Genomic DNA, 14688 nt, shown 5'->3' with positions numbered 1-14688 from the left:
CAAGCTAGCGCGTCTGCCATTCCGCCACCCGGACAGGGTGTGCGCCTCACGTCCCTCGCGGGCCGTTGCGACGTGGAAAACATTACCAAACGCCGGCGCCCCCCGATCACACCCCCCGGACAGGCCCGGAACGCCCTTGGGCACAGCGGCCGGGGGCGCGAGGATGGTGGGGGTAGCCGGTACTGATCAGTGGGAGGAACAGCGTGAGCGCATCGGGCGCGGGCAAGGCCGTCTCCGGCGAGGACGAGGTCGTCGACCTCTGCCGGGACCTCATCCGGATCGACACCAGCAACTACGGGGACCACTCGGGACCCGGCGAGCGCAAGGCGGCCGAGTGGGTCGCCGAGAAGCTGGCCGAGGTCGGGCTGGAGCCGCAGATCTTCGAGTCGCACAAGGGGCGCGCGTCGACCGTGGCCCGCATCGAGGGCGAGGACCCCTCACGTCCGGCCCTGCTGATCCACGGGCACACCGACGTCGTCCCCGCCAACGCCGCCGACTGGACCTACGACCCCTTCTCGGGCGAGATCGCCGACGGCTGCGTCTGGGGCCGCGGCGCGGTCGACATGAAGGACATGGACGCGATGACGCTGGCCGTCGTGCGCGACCGCATGCGCAGCGGGCGCAAGCCCCCGCGCGACATCGTGCTGGCCTTCCTCGCGGACGAGGAGGCGGGCGGCACGTACGGCGCCCGGCACCTCGTCGACAAGCACCCCGGGCTGTTCGAGGGCGTCACCGAGGCCATCGGCGAGGTCGGCGGCTTCTCCTTCACGGTGAACGAGAACCTGCGGCTGTACCTCGTGGAGACCGCCCAGAAGGGCATGCACTGGATGCGCCTCACGGTCGAGGGCACCGCGGGCCACGGCTCCATGACCAACAACGACAACGCGATCACCGAGCTGTGCGAGGCCGTCGGCCGCCTCGGCCGCCACCAGTGGCCGGTGCGCGTCACGAAGACCGTTCGACACTTCCTCGACGAGCTCTCGGACGCCCTCGGAACCCCGCTCGACCCCGACGACATGGACGCCACGCTCGCCAAGCTCGGCGGTATCGCCAAGATGGTCGGCGCGACCCTGCGCAACTCGGCCGCCCCGACGATGCTCGGCGCCGGCTACAAGGTCAACGTCATCCCCGGCCAGGCCACCGCGCACGTGGACGGGCGTTTCCTGCCGGGCTACGAGGACGAGTTCTTCGCCGACCTCGACCGGATCCTGGGCCCGCGCGTGAAGCGCGAGGACGTCCACGGCGACAAGGCTCTGGAGACGGACTTCGACGGGCGGCTCGTGGACGCCATGCAGGGCGCCCTGCGGGCCGAGGACCCGATCGCGCGGGCGGTCCCGTACATGCTCTCGGGCGGGACGGACGCCAAGTCCTTCGACGACCTCGGCATCCGCTGCTTCGGCTTCGCGCCGCTCCAGCTGCCGCCGGAGCTGGACTTCGCCGGCATGTTCCACGGCGTTGACGAGCGGGTGCCGGTGGACGGGCTGAAGTTCGGCGTCCGGGTCCTGGACCGGTTCATCGACAACGCCTGAGGCGCGGCCGTCGCCCCATAACGCCGGGGAATCGGGAAGGTGTGCGGATTCCACTGAGAAGAGTGAATGCGCTCATACGCTCGTAGCCCTGGTGATCCCTCCTCGTTACAGGTGGTGCGGTCCGCGGCTGGGACCGCACTTGCCTACTAGGAGGAACAATGCTCAAGAAGGTTGTCGCCGCTGCGGCTGCCACCGGTGGTCTGGTTCTCGCGGGTGCGGGCATGGCCGCCGCCGACGCGGGCGCCCAGGGCGCGGCCATCGGCTCCCCCGGTGTCCTGTCCGGCAACGTCGTCCAGGTTCCGGTTCACGTCCCGGTCAACGTCTGCGGCAACACCGTGAACGTCATCGGCCTGCTGAACCCGGCCTTCGGCAACACCTGCGTCAACGCCTGACGCTTCTGAAGTTCTGGCCCCGGAGCGCAATCCAGCGCTCCGGGGCCGCCGGGCTTTTACGGCCCGGAAGCTCACTTCTTCGGCGTGACGGGCGGGGGAGCCCGTACGGCCCGCACGCCGGACGGAACGTACACACCAGGGGACGAGTACAGATGCGACGACCGGTTCAGGTCACGAGGAAGACGCTGATCACGATGGCGGCCGCGGGAGGTGTCCTCGCGTTCGCCGGCGGTCAGGCCCAGGCGGCCTCGGGGGCGTCGGGGCACGCCGCGAACTCTCCGGGACTGCTGTCCGGGAACAACGTGCAGGCGCCGGTGGACGCGCCGGTGAACGTGTGCGGCAACACGGTGACGGTGGTGGGGGGCCTGAACCCGGCCTTCGGCAACCGCTGCGCCAACCAGTCGGCCAAGCCGCAGCACCCGGGACACCCGGGACACCCGGGCCAGCCCGGCCACCCGGGCGGCGGGCACGACGAGCCGTGCGACGACGATCACCCGGGGCACCCCGGCAACCCGGGCCACCCCGGTACCCCGGGCCACCCCGGTAACCCCGGCCACCCCGGTAATCCCGGTAACCCGGGTACCCCGGGGGGCCACACCCCGGGCAACCCCGGCGGCCACACCCCCGGTAACCCGGGCACGCCGGGCGGCCAGACCCCGGGGAACCCCGGTGGCCAGACCCCGGGTACCCCGGGTGGGCAGACGCCGGGCAACCCCGGTGGGCAGACTCCCGGCAACCCGGGTGGCCAGACGCCGGGGAACCCCGGTGGCCAGACCCCGGGTACGGGCGGCCAGACGCCGGGCAACCCCGGTGGGCAGACTCCCGGCAACCCGGGCGGGCACACCCCCGGGAACCCCGGCGGCCAGACCCCGGGCAACCCGGGCGGGCAGACTCCGGGCGCGCCCGGCGCGCAGACCCCCGGCAACCCCGGCGGATCCGGGGCCGGACTCGCCGCCACGGGCGCGGGTGACGCCCTGACGGCCGGCGTACCGCTCGCCGGCGGGCTGCTGCTGGCCGGCGCGGTGCTCTACCGGCGCGCCCGCAACGCCGCCTGACGGACACTCACGACGCGGGCCCCCGTCCCGGGGCCCGCGTCACCAGGTCGCGCGGATCTGGCGGATGATCCGGCGGCGCAACCGGGCGCGCCGACTGCCGTCCCGGTACAGGGTCAGGCGGTCCAGCTCCCAATTTCCGTATTCCGCATGATCGGTCAGCAGGCGGGTCGCCTCCTTGCGGGGCGTACCTCGGGGCACGTACACGTCGACGAATTCGTATTCCGGCATCGCATCTATTGTGCGGGCACCGGCCCGCTACGGATAGCGTCTGCACTATGTCTGATGCCGCTCTGCCCACTGTTGCCGAGGTACGCGCCGCCGCCGAGGCGGTCAAGGCCGCACTCGACCGTCACCTCGCCGCGGTCGAGAGCAGGATCGGGGACGAGGACCCGGCCGTCTACGCCGCCTTCAACGAACTCGCCGCCGCGGCCGAGGAGTACGACGAACTCCTCTACGACCGCTACGACGAGGTCACCCCCTTCGAGATCCCCACACCCGAGACCGGTGCCCCGTACACCGGCCCCGCCGAGCCCGCCGCGTTCAGCGTGCTCATCCGCCGCGACTACGCCGTCGTCGAACCGGCGCGGCTGATCGCCCAGGCCGAACGGGTCGCCGCGCACGACCGGGACGCCGAACTCCTCGACGACGGCGGGACCGCCGGAGCCCTCGGCGTGCTCTTCGGGGAGTACGAGCCCGACGAGATCGCCTCCCGCTACAAGGAGTTCGGCCTGGAGGAGGGCGACTCCACCCTCTGGGTCGCCGCCCTGGAGGAGGTCGCGGAACCGGGGGACTGGCTCAACTCGCCCTTCGGGCAGACCGATCCGCAGGACGTGCTGCACCGCTTCGACGTGAGCTCCGTCTTCGACGAGGAGGCCGACTTCGACGACGACGCCGACGAGGAGGAGAGCGCAGCCGAGTCCGGTCTCGCCCCGGCCTGATCCCCTCCGACGACGACGCCCGCCCCGTGCCCCGCCCGCCGACACCGGCCGGGCGGGGCACGGTCCTCGTCCCCGAACCGCTACGGCTGCTCCTCCTGCGCGGCCGCGAGGGCCCGCAGCAGGCCCGTCAGCCGGGTCGTACGCGGCTTCGGCAGCCCCTGCGCCACCGCGCGCGGCAGCGCGTCCTCCACCCCGTGGACCACGGACAGGTGCCGCTCGGCCCGCCCGAACGCCGTGTACACCCAGTCCCGGGACAGGGCCTGCGCGGCGTCCCCCGGCAGTACGACGACCACCGCCGGCCAGCGCGAGCCGACCGCCTGGTGCGCCGTCACCGCCCAGCCGTGCCGGACCTGCGCCTCCACCCGGTCCTGCGGTACGACGACCCGTGCGCCCCCCGCGTCCAGGTGCAGCCCCTGCGCGTCGGCCGACACCACCCGGGCCGGCAGCGCCCGCCCGGGCGACGGCACGTGCACCACCCGGTCGCCCGGGTCGAAGCCGGCGAACCGGCCCGGGCCGGGGTTCAGCCGCTCCTTGAGGGCCGCGTTCAGCGCCCGGGTCCCCGCGGGGCCGCCGTGGCCCGGGGTGACGACCTGTACCTCCCCGGCCGGGATCCCGAAGGCGCGCGGGACCGACTCGGCCACCAGCTGCACGGTGCGGTGCACGGCCTCGCCGGCGTCCCGCACGGGCACGATGACGACCTCCTTGCCGGGGGCGTCGACGCGGTTCAGCTCCCCGACCCCGATGCCCGAGACCAGCTCGCCGATCGGGCCGGGGTCGGGGGTGCGGGACACCACCTGGGGGAAGGCGCGGGCCGCCAGCACGTCGGCGAACACCCGGCCGGGGCCCGCCGATCCGAGTACGCCGGGGTCGCCGGAGAGGACGAGGCGGGCCCCGTCGGGCACCGACTCCACCAGTGCGGCCGCCCGCTCCACGTCCAGCTGGGGGGCGTCCAGGACGACCAGCAGGTCCAGGTCGAAGCGGCCGTCGGCGTCCCGCCCGGGGCCCTCCGTGCCCGTGAGCAGGCCGGCCACGGTGACGGCGTCCGGCGCGGGGGCGTGCGCGGCGAGGACGGCACGCAGGCCGAGCTGCCGGGCGGCTGCCACCAGGGCCGCCGGTTCGGCGCGGGAGGCCTCCCCGCCGGTGTGGGTGACCAGGCCGTGGCCCGCGACGGCCCGGACCAGCTCCGCCCCGGGACCGGCGGCCGCCTCCGACCAGTCCGCCGGGCCGGCGAAGGTGCCCGCCAGCCGGGCCAGGCCGTCCGCGAGGGCCTCCTCGGCCAGGGCGTGCGCCTCCAGGCCCACGAGGAGCCGTACGGGCGGCTCCTCGTCCTCGGCGGCGGGCGGGCCCAGCGGCTCGTGGAACACCAGCACCGCGCCGTCGCCGATGGCCGCCTCCAGGGTCTCGGCGGGGGCCGGCACCCCGTACTGGGCCAGGGCCTTCTCCAGGACCGGGGCCTCCAGGGCGGTGTGCCCCTTGGCGGCGGCCTGGTCCAGCAGCCAGCCCAGCAGGGCGGCGCCGCGGCGCTCGTCGGCGGGACCGGCGGCGGGGCCGAGCAGGGCCTGCGCGAAGCCGTCCGCCTGCGTCGGGCGCACCCCGGGGACGGCGAGCAGCCGCCAGGGGTCCTCGGTGAGCTGCTCGGCCGCGCCCTCGCCGAGGACGGCGGCGGTCTGGCCGGCCAGGGCCTCGGGGGCGCCGCCGCGGGCGAGCACGGCGCGGACCGCACCGACGTCCCCGACGGCGGGGGCGGGGGCGGGCGGGGCCGCCGCCGGGCGGGGCTGCGGGGGAGCGGGGGCCGCCTTGCGGGGGGCGGCGGGGGCCTCGTCGAAGTAGACCGGGGCGGGAGGCTTGGCGCCGCTCTCCACGGCCCGTACGGCGGCCAGCAGGTCGGCGGCCTTGCCGCTGAGCTTGGCGCCGGCGTCGACGGGGCCCTCGCGCTCGGCCTTGCGCCGGGCGATCCGCTCCCGCTCGACCTTCTGCGCGGCCAGCTCGGCCTGCGCCTCGCTCAACTGCGGCGCCGCCGCCTCGGCTCCGGCGCCGTCCTGCCCGGCCGCGGTCTCCGCGTCGCCCTCCGCGGGCTCCGACCGGGGGGCGTCCTGCCCGGGCTCGGGCTCCGCGTCGCCCTCCGCAGACTCTGCCCGGGGGGTGTCCTGCCCGGGCTCGGCGTCGCCCTCCGCGGGCTCCGACCCGGGGGCGTCCCGGTCCGGCTGGGGCTCCGGGTCGGGCCCTGCGGGGCTTTCCCCCACCCCGCCCCTTCCCGAAACCGGGGGCTCCGCCCCCGGACCCCCGCCGGCCTCCGGCCCGTCGGCCGGATCCCCGGCCCCGGTCACACCGGCGCCGTCACCGCTGACCGCGCCGGTGTCCGAGTCACCGGCCGTGTCCGGCCCCGGCCGTTCCGCGGCCTCCGGCCCGCCGGCCGGGCCCGCCGACGCCCCGGCCTCCGCCGCGTCGGCACCGGCCTCCGCCGCGTCGGCATCGACACCGGCCTCGGCCTCGGCCGGAGCGGTACTGGCTTCCGCCGCGTCAGCGCCTCCGGCCTCCGCCGCGTCGGCATCGGCACTGGCCTCCGGCGCGTCAGCGTCCCCGGCCTCCGCAGCGCCGCCACCGGCACCGGCCTCCGGCGCGTCAGCGCCCCCGGCCTCCGCCGCGTCGGCGTCGGCACCGGCCGCGGCCTCGGGGGTCTCCGGGCCGGCCCCGGCGGACGCGGCTTGGGCCTCCGCGGCAGCGGGGTCGGCTTCGTACGGGTCCTCCGCGGCGTCGGGGTCGGCGGGGTCGGGGGCCGTGCTCACAGCGTGCTCCAGTCCTGATCCGGGTAGTGGTGCACGGGCGCCGACACGTCGTCCAGGGCCCGGCGGATCTCCTCCGGAAGGGTAAGGGCCTCCACCGACAGTGCCGCCCCGAGCTGCGCGGACGTCCGGGCGCCGACGATCGGGGCGGCCACCCCCGGCCGGTCGCGGATCCAGGCCAGCGCCACCTGGAGCGGCGTGACCGCGAGCCCCTGCGCGGCCGTGACCACGGCGTCCACGATCAGGCCCGCCGCCTCGTCCAGGTACGGCTCCACCAGCGCGGCCAGCGCCGGCGACGCGCCCCGGGAGTCGGCCGGCGTCCCGTCGCGGTACTTGGCCGTCAGCACCCCGCGGCCCAGCGGGGAGGAGGGCAGCAGCCCCACCCCCAGGTCCAGCGCCGCCGGGAGCACCTCGCGCTCCACGCCCCGCTGGAGCAGCGAGTACTCCATCTGGGTGGAGGCCAGCCGGGTCCGCGTCCCGGGCGCGCCGAGCTGCCACGTCGCGGCCTTCGCCAGCTGCCAGCCGCTGAAGTTCGACACGCCCGCGTACCGGGCGCGCCCGCTGGACACGGCCAGGTCCAGGGCCTGGAGGGTCTCCTCCAGCGGGGTGTGCGGGTCGAAGGCGTGGACCTGCCACAGGTCCACGTAGTCGGTGCCGAGGCGGTCCAGCGAGTCGTCCAGGGCGGCGAGGAGGTGTCCGCGCGAGCCGTTGAAGCGGCGGTCGGGGTCCGGGACGCTGCCCGACTTCGTCGCGATGACGACGTCCCGGCGCGGTACCAGCGAGCCCACCAGCTGCCCGAGGAGGTACTCGGCCTCGCCGCCGCCGTACACGTCGGCCGTGTCGACGAGCGTGCCGCCCGCCTCCCAGAACGTCTTCAACTGCTCGGCGGCGGCTTCCTCGCCGGTGTCACGGCCCCAGGTCAGGGTGCCGAGGCCGATCCGGGAGACGCGCAGTCCGGTGCGGCCGAGATGCCTCTGCTCCATGAGCGCTGAGACTACTGGGGCACTGACGCGGGGCCGTTTGGCGCGCTACAGTCCCCCGCAGACCCACGTTACTGATCGGTAAACCGGCACATCCGTTAGGGGACGACACATGCGGCTCGGCATCAATCTCGGCTACTGGGGTGCGGGCATGGACGCCGACAACCTCGCCGTCGCCCAGGAGGCCGACCGCCTCGGCTACGACGTCTGCTGGGCGGCCGAGGCCTACGGCTCCGACGCCGCGACCGTACTGGCCTGGGTGGCCGCCCAGACGGAGCGGATCGACGTCGGCTCGGCCATCTTCCAGATCCCGGCCCGCCAGCCCGCGATGACGGCCATGACCGCCGCCACCCTGGACTCCCTCACCAAGGGCCGCTTCCGGCTCGGCCTCGGCGTCTCCGGACCGCAGGTCTCCGAGGGCTGGTACGGCGTGAAGTTCGACAAGCCGCTCGCCCGCACCCGGGAGTACGTCGAGATCGTCCGCAAGGCCATGTCCCGCGAACGGCTGAGCTTCGATGGCGAGCACTGGACCCTCCCGCTGCCCGGCGGCCCCGGCAAGCCGCTCAAGCTGACCGTGCACCCCGAACGCCCGCACATCCCGCTCTACATCGCCGCCATCGGCCCCAAGAACCTGGAGCAGACCGGCGAGATCGCCGACGGCGCCCTGCTGATCTTCCCGGCCGCCGAGCACCTGGAGGAGACCGCCCTGCGGCACATCCGCGCGGGCCGCGAGAAGGCCGGGCTGACGATGGAGGGCTTCGACGTCTGCCCGACCGTCCCGCTGGCCCTCGGCGACGACGTGAACGCCCTCGCGGACGTGTTCCGCCCCTACACCGCCCTGTACGTCGGCGGCATGGGCAGCCCGAAGCAGAACTTCTACAACCAGCTCGCCCAGCGCATGGGCTACGAGAAGGAGGCCGCCGAGATCCAGGCCAAGTACCTGGGCGGCGACAAGGACGGGGCGGCCGCCGCGGTCCCGCACTCGCTGATCGACTCGACCACCCTGCTGGGCTCCGTGGAGCGCATCGCGGACGGGATGCGGGCCTACGCCGACGCCGGGGTCACCACCCTCACGCTGGCCCCGGCCGGCTTCACCCTCGACGAGCGCCTCGCCGCCCTGCGCGCCGGCACCGAGGCCCTGGAGCTCGCCGGCCTCGCCTGACAGCGGGGAGCCGCCCGAAGCCCGCGCAGCGGTGCGAGGGCGGCGTGGGGAAGAAGCGGTCAGCGGCCGTGGTGGGGGCTCGGGGGGTCTTCCCCGCCACGGCCGACACAGCGAACAACGCCCGGCCCGCCCCCGGGGTTACGCCCCGCCGGGCGCCCGCCGGTTTCGTTCATTCGGCCGAGTGCGGCCACGCATCGGTTGCCCGCCCGGTCGATCCGCTTTTGACTCGTTGCATGCTCTCTGCCCGCAGCCTGTTCCAGGAGATCGTCGACCACGACGACTCCTTCCAGCTGTTCTGCTCCATCGCCGCCAGCGGGGAGTCCCAGGGCGGCTGGGAGAACGCCCGGATCGCCGCCCTCGTGCCCGACGGCATGCGCGACCTGGCCCCCAAGATCACCCGGCACGGCGCCGACGAGGACAAGCACGGCCGGATCTTCCGGGCCCTGCTGCGCAAGCGCGGCCTGCCCGCCGTGCCCGTCCCGCCCGAGACCGACTACACGATGCTGCTGGAACGCCGCGGCATCGGCCTCGCGCACGACAAGCTGCGCCGCGACGAACCCCTCAGCGAGGAGGACATCGTCGTCTACCTCGCCCACAGCCGGGTCACCGAACAGCGCGCCTCCGACCAGATGCTCATGCTGCTGCGCCACTTCGGCGACCACCCCGAGGTCGGCAGGGCCGTCCGCGTCATCAGCAACGACGAGGACAACCACCTCGCCTACTGCCACGAGGAACTCCTCCGCCTCGCCCGCGCCGGGCACGGCCGGACCATCCAGCGCGTCCTGCGCGAGAGCGCCCTCGCCGAGATCGGCGTCTACCGCGACGTCAGCCTCGCCGTCATGGACCACATGGGCCGGCTGCTGCGCTGGCCCGCGCCCAAGGCCGCCGCCCTCGCCGCCGGCATCCGCGCGGTGTACGCGTACGAGCGGTTCAGCGGCTGGCACCGCATGGTCGGCCTGCGCCCGCCGGAGCGGCGCGACCCGCTGGGCGGCGGCGTGCCGAGGACCACCCACGAGTTCGCGTAGGCCCCGCCGACAGACGGGGGATCAGAGCCAGCCGCGCCGCTTGAACATCCGGTGCAGGGCCAGGCACAGCCCCACCATGAGCACCACCACCGCCGGATAGCCCCAGGGCTGCCTGAGCTCCGGCATGTCGTCGAAGTTCATCCCGTAGATCCCCGCGACCATCGTCGGGACGGCCGCCATGGCCGCCCACGCCGAGATCTTGCGCATGTCGTCGTTCTGCCGGACGCCCATCTGCGCCAGGTGCGCGGCCAGGGCGTCCGACAGCAGCCGGTCCAGGCCCTCGATGTACTCGTTCGCCTTCGTCAGGTGGTCGGCCACGTCCCGGAAGAACGGCCGGGCGTGGTCGTGCACGAAGGGCACGTTCCCGAAGGCGAGCCGGTCCATCGGCTGGAGCAGCGGGCTCGTCGCCCGGCGGAACTCCAGCACCTGCCGCTTGAAGCCGTAGATCCGGGCCGCGGTGCTCTTGGAGGAGTCGGGGGCGTTCGGCGCGAACACCTCGGCCTCCAGCTCCTCCAGGTCCGCCTGGAGCTCGGCCGCCACCTCGATGTAGTGGTCCACCACCGCGTCGGACACCGCGTACAGCACCGCCGTCGGCCCGTGCCGCAGCACCTCCGGCTCGTGCTCCAGCCGGTGGCGCACGGCCGCCAGCGCGGCCCCCTCGCCGTGCCGCACCGTGACCACGAAGGAGTCGCCGATGAACAGCATCAGCTCGCCCGTGGTCACCGTGTCCGTGTCGTCGTCGTACAGCACCGGCTTGAGGACCACGAACAGCGAGTCGTCGTACACCTCCAGCTTCGGCCGCTGGTGCGCCGTCAGCGCGTCCTCCACCGCCAGCTTGTGCAGCCCGAACTCGCGGCTCACCCGGTCGAACTCCGCGGGCGTCGGCTCGTACATCCCGATCCACAGGAAGGCGTCGCCGTGGGCCCGGGCCTCCTCCAGCGCGTCGGAGAAGTCCTCCGGGGCCTGCGAGCGGCGGCCGTCCCGGTACATCGCGCAGTCGACAATCACGCCGGGCATTCTTCCCCGACCCGCGCCCGCCCGCACGCCGGCGTCACCGCATACCCTGCATGCATGGCCACGCTGATCCTCGTACGACACGGGCGGTCCACCGCCAACACCGCAGGTCTGCTCGCCGGATGGACCCCGGGAGTGGCCCTCGACGAACACGGCACCGGGCAGGCCGCCGCCCTGCCCGGCAGGCTCGACGGGATCCCCCTCGCCGCCGCCGTCTCCAGCCCGCTCCAGCGCTGCCGGGAGACCCTGGCCCCGCTGCTCGCGGCCCGCCCCGACCTGCCCCTGCACACCGACGAGCGGATCGGCGAGTGCCACTACGGCGACTGGTCGGGCCGCAAGCTCTCCGAACTCGCCGACGAACCCCTCATGAAGATCGTCCAGCAGCACCCCTCGGCCGCGGCCTTCCCCGGCGGCGAGTCCATGCGCGCCATGCAGGCCCGCGCCGTGGACGCCGTACGCGAATGGGACGCGCGGATCGAGCAGGAGCACGGCCCGGGCGCCGCCTTCCTCATGTGCTCCCACGGCGACATCATCAAGTCCCTCGTCGCCGACGCCCTCGGCATGCACCTCGACCTCTTCCAGCGGATCCACGTCGACCCCTGCTCGGTCACCGCGATCCGCTACACCCCCACCCGGCCCTTCCTGCTCCGCCTCGGCGACACCGGTGACCTCGCCCCGCTGATCCCGCGCCCGGTCGCCTCCGCCGACTCCGAGACCGAGGGCGGCGGCAACGCCGTCGTGGGGGGCGGCGCGGGCGCGGCCTGATCGAACGGCGCAGTAGGGTGGCAGGGCCAACAGCACACGAGCAGCCCTGCCCCTGCCTCAGACTTGGAGACTGGACGTGCCCCGTCAGGTGTTCCTTTACGACCCCCCGGACCGCTTCGTGGCCGGCACGGTCGGTCTGCCTGGACGCCGCACCTTCTTCCTCCAGGCCTCCGCGGGTCCCCGCGTCACCAGCGTGTCCCTGGAGAAGACCCAGGTCGCGGCGCTGGCCGAGCGGATGGACGAGCTGCTCGACGAGGTCGTACGGCGCACCGGCGGCAACGCCCCCGTCCCGGCCGTCGCCTCCGCCGAGGCCGCCGACACCGCACCCCTGGACGTCCCCGTCGAGGAGGAGTTCCGCGTCGGCACCATGGCCCTCGCCTGGGACGGCGAGGAACAGCGGATGATCGTCGAGGCGCAGGCGCTCGTCGAACTCGACGCGGAATCCGAGGAGGACCTCGCCGAGGCCGAGGAGCGACTGCTCCAGGACGAGGAGAACGGCCCGCCGATGCTGCGGGTCCGCCTCTCCGGCGCCCAGGCCCGGGCCTTCGCCAAGCGGGCCCTCGACGTGGTCAACGCGGGCCGGCCGCCGTGCCCGCTGTGCAGCCTGCCCCTCGACCCCGAGGGGCACGTCTGCCCCCGCCAGAACGGGTACCGGCGCCAGGCGTGAGCGAGGTGACCCCGATAGAGGAGCTGCTCACCCGCGGTGAGCTCACCGTCCGCGGCCGCATCGCCGAGGCCTCCAACGCGGTCCTGCTGTGCACCGTCGCCCACGAGGGGCGCAGCGCGGAGTGCGTCTACAAGCCCGTCAAGGGCGAGCGGCCCCTGTGGGACTTCCCCGACGGGAACCTCGCGCAGCGCGAGCGCGCCGCCTACCTGGTCTCCGAGGCCACCGGGTGGGGGCTGGTGCCCACCACCGTGCTGCGCGACGGCCCGTACGGAGAGGGCATGGTCCAGCACTGGATCGACGCCGGAGAACAGCCGGAGTCCGGGCTGCTGGCCCTGGTCGAGGGCGAGGAGGCGGGGGAGGGCTGGAAGCCGGTCGCCTTCGCCGAGGTCGGGGAGGGCCGCACCGCCCTCCTCGTGCACGCCGACGACCCCAGGCTGCGCCGCCTCGCCGTACTGGACGCCGTGATCAACAACGGCGACCGCAAGGGCGGCCACCTGCTGCCCGCGCCGGACGGCCGGCTCTACGGGATCGACCACGGAGTGACCTTCCACACGGAGGACAAGCTGCGCACCCTCCTGTGGGGCTGGGCCGGGGAGCCGCTGACGGAGGAGGCGCGCGAGGTCCTGGGGTCGCTGGAGGAGCAGCTGGCGGAGGGGGCCCCGCTCGCCACCCGGCTGGGTGAACTGATCACTCCCGTCGAGCTGGCCGCCGTACGGGCCCGTGTGGCGCAGTTGCTGCGGGACGGGAGGCATCCGCAGCCGTCCGGTCAGTGGCCCTCGATCCCCTGGCCGCCCGTCTGAGCAGGGACGTCTGCGGATGATCGCGGACGCATAGATCCGGCCAGACCGCAAGAGTGCCGATCAAGCCAACAGTGCTGGTCCCATTCGTTTCCGGAACACTCGTCCGGTTAGGCTCGAACCATGCATGCCTGGCCCGCTTCTGAGGTCCCCGCCCTGCCCGGCAAGGGCCGCGACCTCCAGATCCACGACACCGCGACCCAGGGGACGATCACCCTCGACCCCGGTCCCGTCGCCCGCCTCTACGTCTGCGGGATCACCCCGTACGACGCGACCCACATCGGTCACGCGGCGACCTACAACGCGTTCGACCTCGTGCAGCGCGTGTGGCTCGACAACAAGCGGCAGGTCCACTACGTCCAGAACGTCACGGACGTGGACGATCCGCTGCTGGAGCGGGCGCTGCGCGACGGGCACGACTGGACCGAGCTCGCCGAACGCGAGACGGCCCTCTTCCGCGAGGACATGACCGCCCTGCGCATGCTGCCGCCGCAGCACTACATCGGCGCCGTCGAGGCCATACCGGGCATCGTGCCGCTGGTGGAACGGCTGCGGGACGCGGGCGCCGCGTACGAGCTGGAGGGCGACGTCTACTTCTCGGTGGAGGCCGACCCGAACTTCGGCGGGGTCTCCCACCTCGACGCCGCGGCGATGCGGGCCCTGTCCGCCGAGCGCGGCGGCGACCCGGAGCGCCCGGGCAAGAAGAACCCGCTCGACCCGATGCTGTGGATGGCCGCCCGCGAGGGCGAGCCGAGCTGGGACGGCGGCTCCCTGGGCCGCGGCCGGCCGGGCTGGCACATCGAGTGCGTGGCCATCGCCCTGGAGCACCTGGGCATGGGCTTCGACATCCAGGGCGGCGGCTCCGACCTGGCGTTCCCGCACCACGAGATGGGCGCCTCGCACGCGCAGGCCCTGACGGGCGAGTTCCCGATGGCCAAGGCGTACGTCCACGCGGGCATGGTCGCGCTGCACGGCGAGAAGATGTCGAAGTCCAAGGGCAACCTGGTCTTCGTCTCCGCCCTGCGGCGGGCCGGGGTGGACCCGGCGGCCATCCGCCTGGCCCTGCTCGCGCACCACTACCGCGCGGACTGGGAGTGGACCGACGACGTCCTCGCGCAGGCGCAGGACCGCCTGGCGCGCTGGCGCGCGGCCGTGTCCCGGCCGGACGGCCTGCCGGCCGAGGCGCTGGTGGAGGAGGTCCGCGCGGCCCTGGCCGACGACCTGAACGCGCCGGCGGCGCTGGCGGCCGTGGACGCGTGGGTGGACGCCCAGAACGCCTCCGACGGCGACGACGAGTCGGCCCCGGGCCTGGTCTCCCGCACGGTGGACGCGCTGCTGGGCGTGGCGCTGTAGCACCGGCTCCGATGCCCCCTGGCTCCGCCCGAGCCCGGGGGCATTGCCGTGCCCGTGCCGGTGGCCGGGGTACGTGCGGGCCGCCGTGCGCGGGGTTGCCTGCGGCGCAGGTCCCCTACCCGCCCTTCGCCCGTTCCCCGGGCTCCGCCCGGACCCGTTCCGTGCGCTCCGCGCCCGGTGCGCTCAATCGCCGCGCGGGCTGGATTTCGCGCAGCGAAATTCCAGCCC

14 protein-coding genes are annotated in these 14688 nt (G+C 74.4%); 10 read left to right on the top strand and 4 right to left on the bottom strand.

Features of this window, described 5'->3' with window-relative positions:
- Nucleotides 1-203 precede the first annotated feature (203 nt).
- The 3 genes from ACQKM2_RS31180 to ACQKM2_RS31170 all read left to right on the top strand — a co-directional run bounded on the left by ACQKM2_RS31180 (nucleotide 204) and on the right by ACQKM2_RS31170 (nucleotide 2976).
- The gene (locus ACQKM2_RS31180) at nucleotides 204-1529 is read left to right on the top strand and encodes a M20/M25/M40 family metallo-hydrolase (protein ID WP_427715620.1); all 1326 of its coding nucleotides are present in this window, start codon (nucleotides 204-206) and stop codon (nucleotides 1527-1529) included.
- A gap of 158 nt (nucleotides 1530-1687) precedes the next feature.
- Nucleotides 1688-1921 (top strand): chaplin ChpH, encoded by a 234-nt coding sequence (gene chpH, locus ACQKM2_RS31175; RefSeq protein WP_125601690.1) that lies wholly within the window; start codon nucleotides 1688-1690, stop codon nucleotides 1919-1921.
- Nucleotides 1922-2073: 152 nt separating this feature from the next.
- The gene (locus tag ACQKM2_RS31170) at nucleotides 2074-2976 is read left to right on the top strand and encodes a chaplin family protein (protein WP_427715617.1); all 903 of its coding nucleotides are present in this window, start codon (nucleotides 2074-2076) and stop codon (nucleotides 2974-2976) included.
- Nucleotides 2977-3015: 39 nt separating this feature from the next.
- Here ACQKM2_RS31170 and ACQKM2_RS31165 read toward each other — a convergent pair whose 3' ends face one another.
- Nucleotides 3016-3204 (bottom strand): DUF5703 family protein, encoded by a 189-nt coding sequence (locus ACQKM2_RS31165; RefSeq protein ID WP_405981456.1) that lies wholly within the window; start codon nucleotides 3202-3204, stop codon nucleotides 3016-3018.
- Between the two features lie 47 nt (nucleotides 3205-3251).
- Between ACQKM2_RS31165 and ACQKM2_RS31160 the strand changes: the two genes are divergently transcribed.
- Nucleotides 3252-3914, top strand: a complete 663-nt coding sequence (locus tag ACQKM2_RS31160; protein WP_427715615.1) for a hypothetical protein — start codon at nucleotides 3252-3254, stop codon at nucleotides 3912-3914.
- Between the two features lie 80 nt (nucleotides 3915-3994).
- On the opposite strand, the gene ACQKM2_RS31155 is transcribed toward ACQKM2_RS31160, so the two are convergent.
- Nucleotides 3995-6157, bottom strand: coding sequence for an ATP-binding domain-containing protein (locus ACQKM2_RS31155; RefSeq protein WP_427715712.1), 2163 nt, complete (start codon nucleotides 6155-6157; stop codon nucleotides 3995-3997).
- Between the two features lie 539 nt (nucleotides 6158-6696).
- Entirely contained in the window at nucleotides 6697-7680 is a 984-nt protein-coding gene (locus ACQKM2_RS31150) for an aldo/keto reductase (RefSeq protein WP_427715612.1), read from the bottom strand.
- Between the two features lie 109 nt (nucleotides 7681-7789).
- On the opposite strand from ACQKM2_RS31150, the gene ACQKM2_RS31145 reads away from it, so the two are divergent.
- Entirely contained in the window at nucleotides 7790-8839 is a 1050-nt protein-coding gene (locus tag ACQKM2_RS31145; protein ID WP_427715611.1) for an LLM class F420-dependent oxidoreductase, read from the top strand.
- 233 nt (nucleotides 8840-9072) lie between these two features.
- Complete coding sequence (locus tag ACQKM2_RS31140; RefSeq protein ID WP_427715608.1) at nucleotides 9073-9864, top strand: ferritin-like domain-containing protein; 792 nt, start codon at nucleotides 9073-9075, stop codon at nucleotides 9862-9864.
- 21 nt (nucleotides 9865-9885) lie between these two features.
- Here the strand turns inward: ACQKM2_RS31140 and corA are convergent, their stop codons facing one another.
- A complete protein-coding gene (gene corA, locus ACQKM2_RS31135) occupies nucleotides 9886-10881 on the bottom strand; it encodes a magnesium/cobalt transporter CorA (protein ID WP_427715606.1) in 996 nt (331 codons plus the stop codon).
- 54 nt (nucleotides 10882-10935) lie between these two features.
- Between corA and ACQKM2_RS31130 the strand changes: the two genes are divergently transcribed.
- The 4 genes from ACQKM2_RS31130 (at nucleotide 10936) to mshC (ending at nucleotide 14460) form a co-directional block, all read left to right on the top strand.
- A complete protein-coding gene (locus ACQKM2_RS31130) occupies nucleotides 10936-11643 on the top strand; it encodes a histidine phosphatase family protein (protein ID WP_427715603.1) in 708 nt (235 codons plus the stop codon).
- A gap of 76 nt (nucleotides 11644-11719) precedes the next feature.
- Nucleotides 11720-12310, top strand: coding sequence for a DUF3090 domain-containing protein (locus tag ACQKM2_RS31125; RefSeq protein WP_427715601.1), 591 nt, complete (start codon nucleotides 11720-11722; stop codon nucleotides 12308-12310).
- A complete protein-coding gene (locus tag ACQKM2_RS31120; RefSeq protein WP_427715709.1) occupies nucleotides 12274-13110 on the top strand; it encodes an SCO1664 family protein in 837 nt (278 codons plus the stop codon). Before ACQKM2_RS31125 ends, ACQKM2_RS31120 begins: the two co-directional genes overlap by 37 nt.
- Before the next feature lie 120 nt (nucleotides 13111-13230).
- A complete protein-coding gene (mshC, locus tag ACQKM2_RS31115; protein ID WP_427715599.1) occupies nucleotides 13231-14460 on the top strand; it encodes a cysteine--1-D-myo-inosityl 2-amino-2-deoxy-alpha-D-glucopyranoside ligase in 1230 nt (409 codons plus the stop codon).
- Nucleotides 14461-14688 lie beyond the last annotated feature (228 nt).

It is taken from the genome of Streptomyces sp. NPDC004126 (assembly GCF_050275515.1).
Taxonomy (GTDB): domain Bacteria; phylum Actinomycetota; class Actinomycetes; order Streptomycetales; family Streptomycetaceae; genus Streptomyces.
Note: the sequence above shows the minus strand (reverse complement) of the source record. Positions and strands in the feature narration are given on the sequence as shown.

Bases quoted from the DNA above. Each gene is read 5' to 3' on its own strand.
- mshC (WP_427715599.1), top strand. From the start codon at position 13,231: ATGCATGCCTGGCCCGCTTCTGAGGTCCCCGCCCTGCCCGGCAAGGGC.
- corA (WP_427715606.1), bottom strand. From the start codon at position 10,881: ATGCCCGGCGTGATTGTCGACTGCGCGATGTACCGGGACGGCCGCCGC.
- ACQKM2_RS31160 (WP_427715615.1), top strand. From the start codon at position 3,252: ATGTCTGATGCCGCTCTGCCCACTGTTGCCGAGGTACGCGCCGCCGCC.
- ACQKM2_RS31130 (WP_427715603.1), top strand. From the start codon at position 10,936: ATGGCCACGCTGATCCTCGTACGACACGGGCGGTCCACCGCCAACACC.
- ACQKM2_RS31140 (WP_427715608.1), top strand. From the start codon at position 9,073: ATGCTCTCTGCCCGCAGCCTGTTCCAGGAGATCGTCGACCACGACGAC.
- chpH (WP_125601690.1), top strand. From the start codon at position 1,688: ATGCTCAAGAAGGTTGTCGCCGCTGCGGCTGCCACCGGTGGTCTGGTT.
- ACQKM2_RS31165 (WP_405981456.1), bottom strand. From the start codon at position 3,204: ATGCCGGAATACGAATTCGTCGACGTGTACGTGCCCCGAGGTACGCCC.
- ACQKM2_RS31145 (WP_427715611.1), top strand. From the start codon at position 7,790: ATGCGGCTCGGCATCAATCTCGGCTACTGGGGTGCGGGCATGGACGCC.
- ACQKM2_RS31150 (WP_427715612.1), bottom strand. From the start codon at position 7,680: ATGGAGCAGAGGCATCTCGGCCGCACCGGACTGCGCGTCTCCCGGATC.
- ACQKM2_RS31170 (WP_427715617.1), top strand. From the start codon at position 2,074: ATGCGACGACCGGTTCAGGTCACGAGGAAGACGCTGATCACGATGGCG.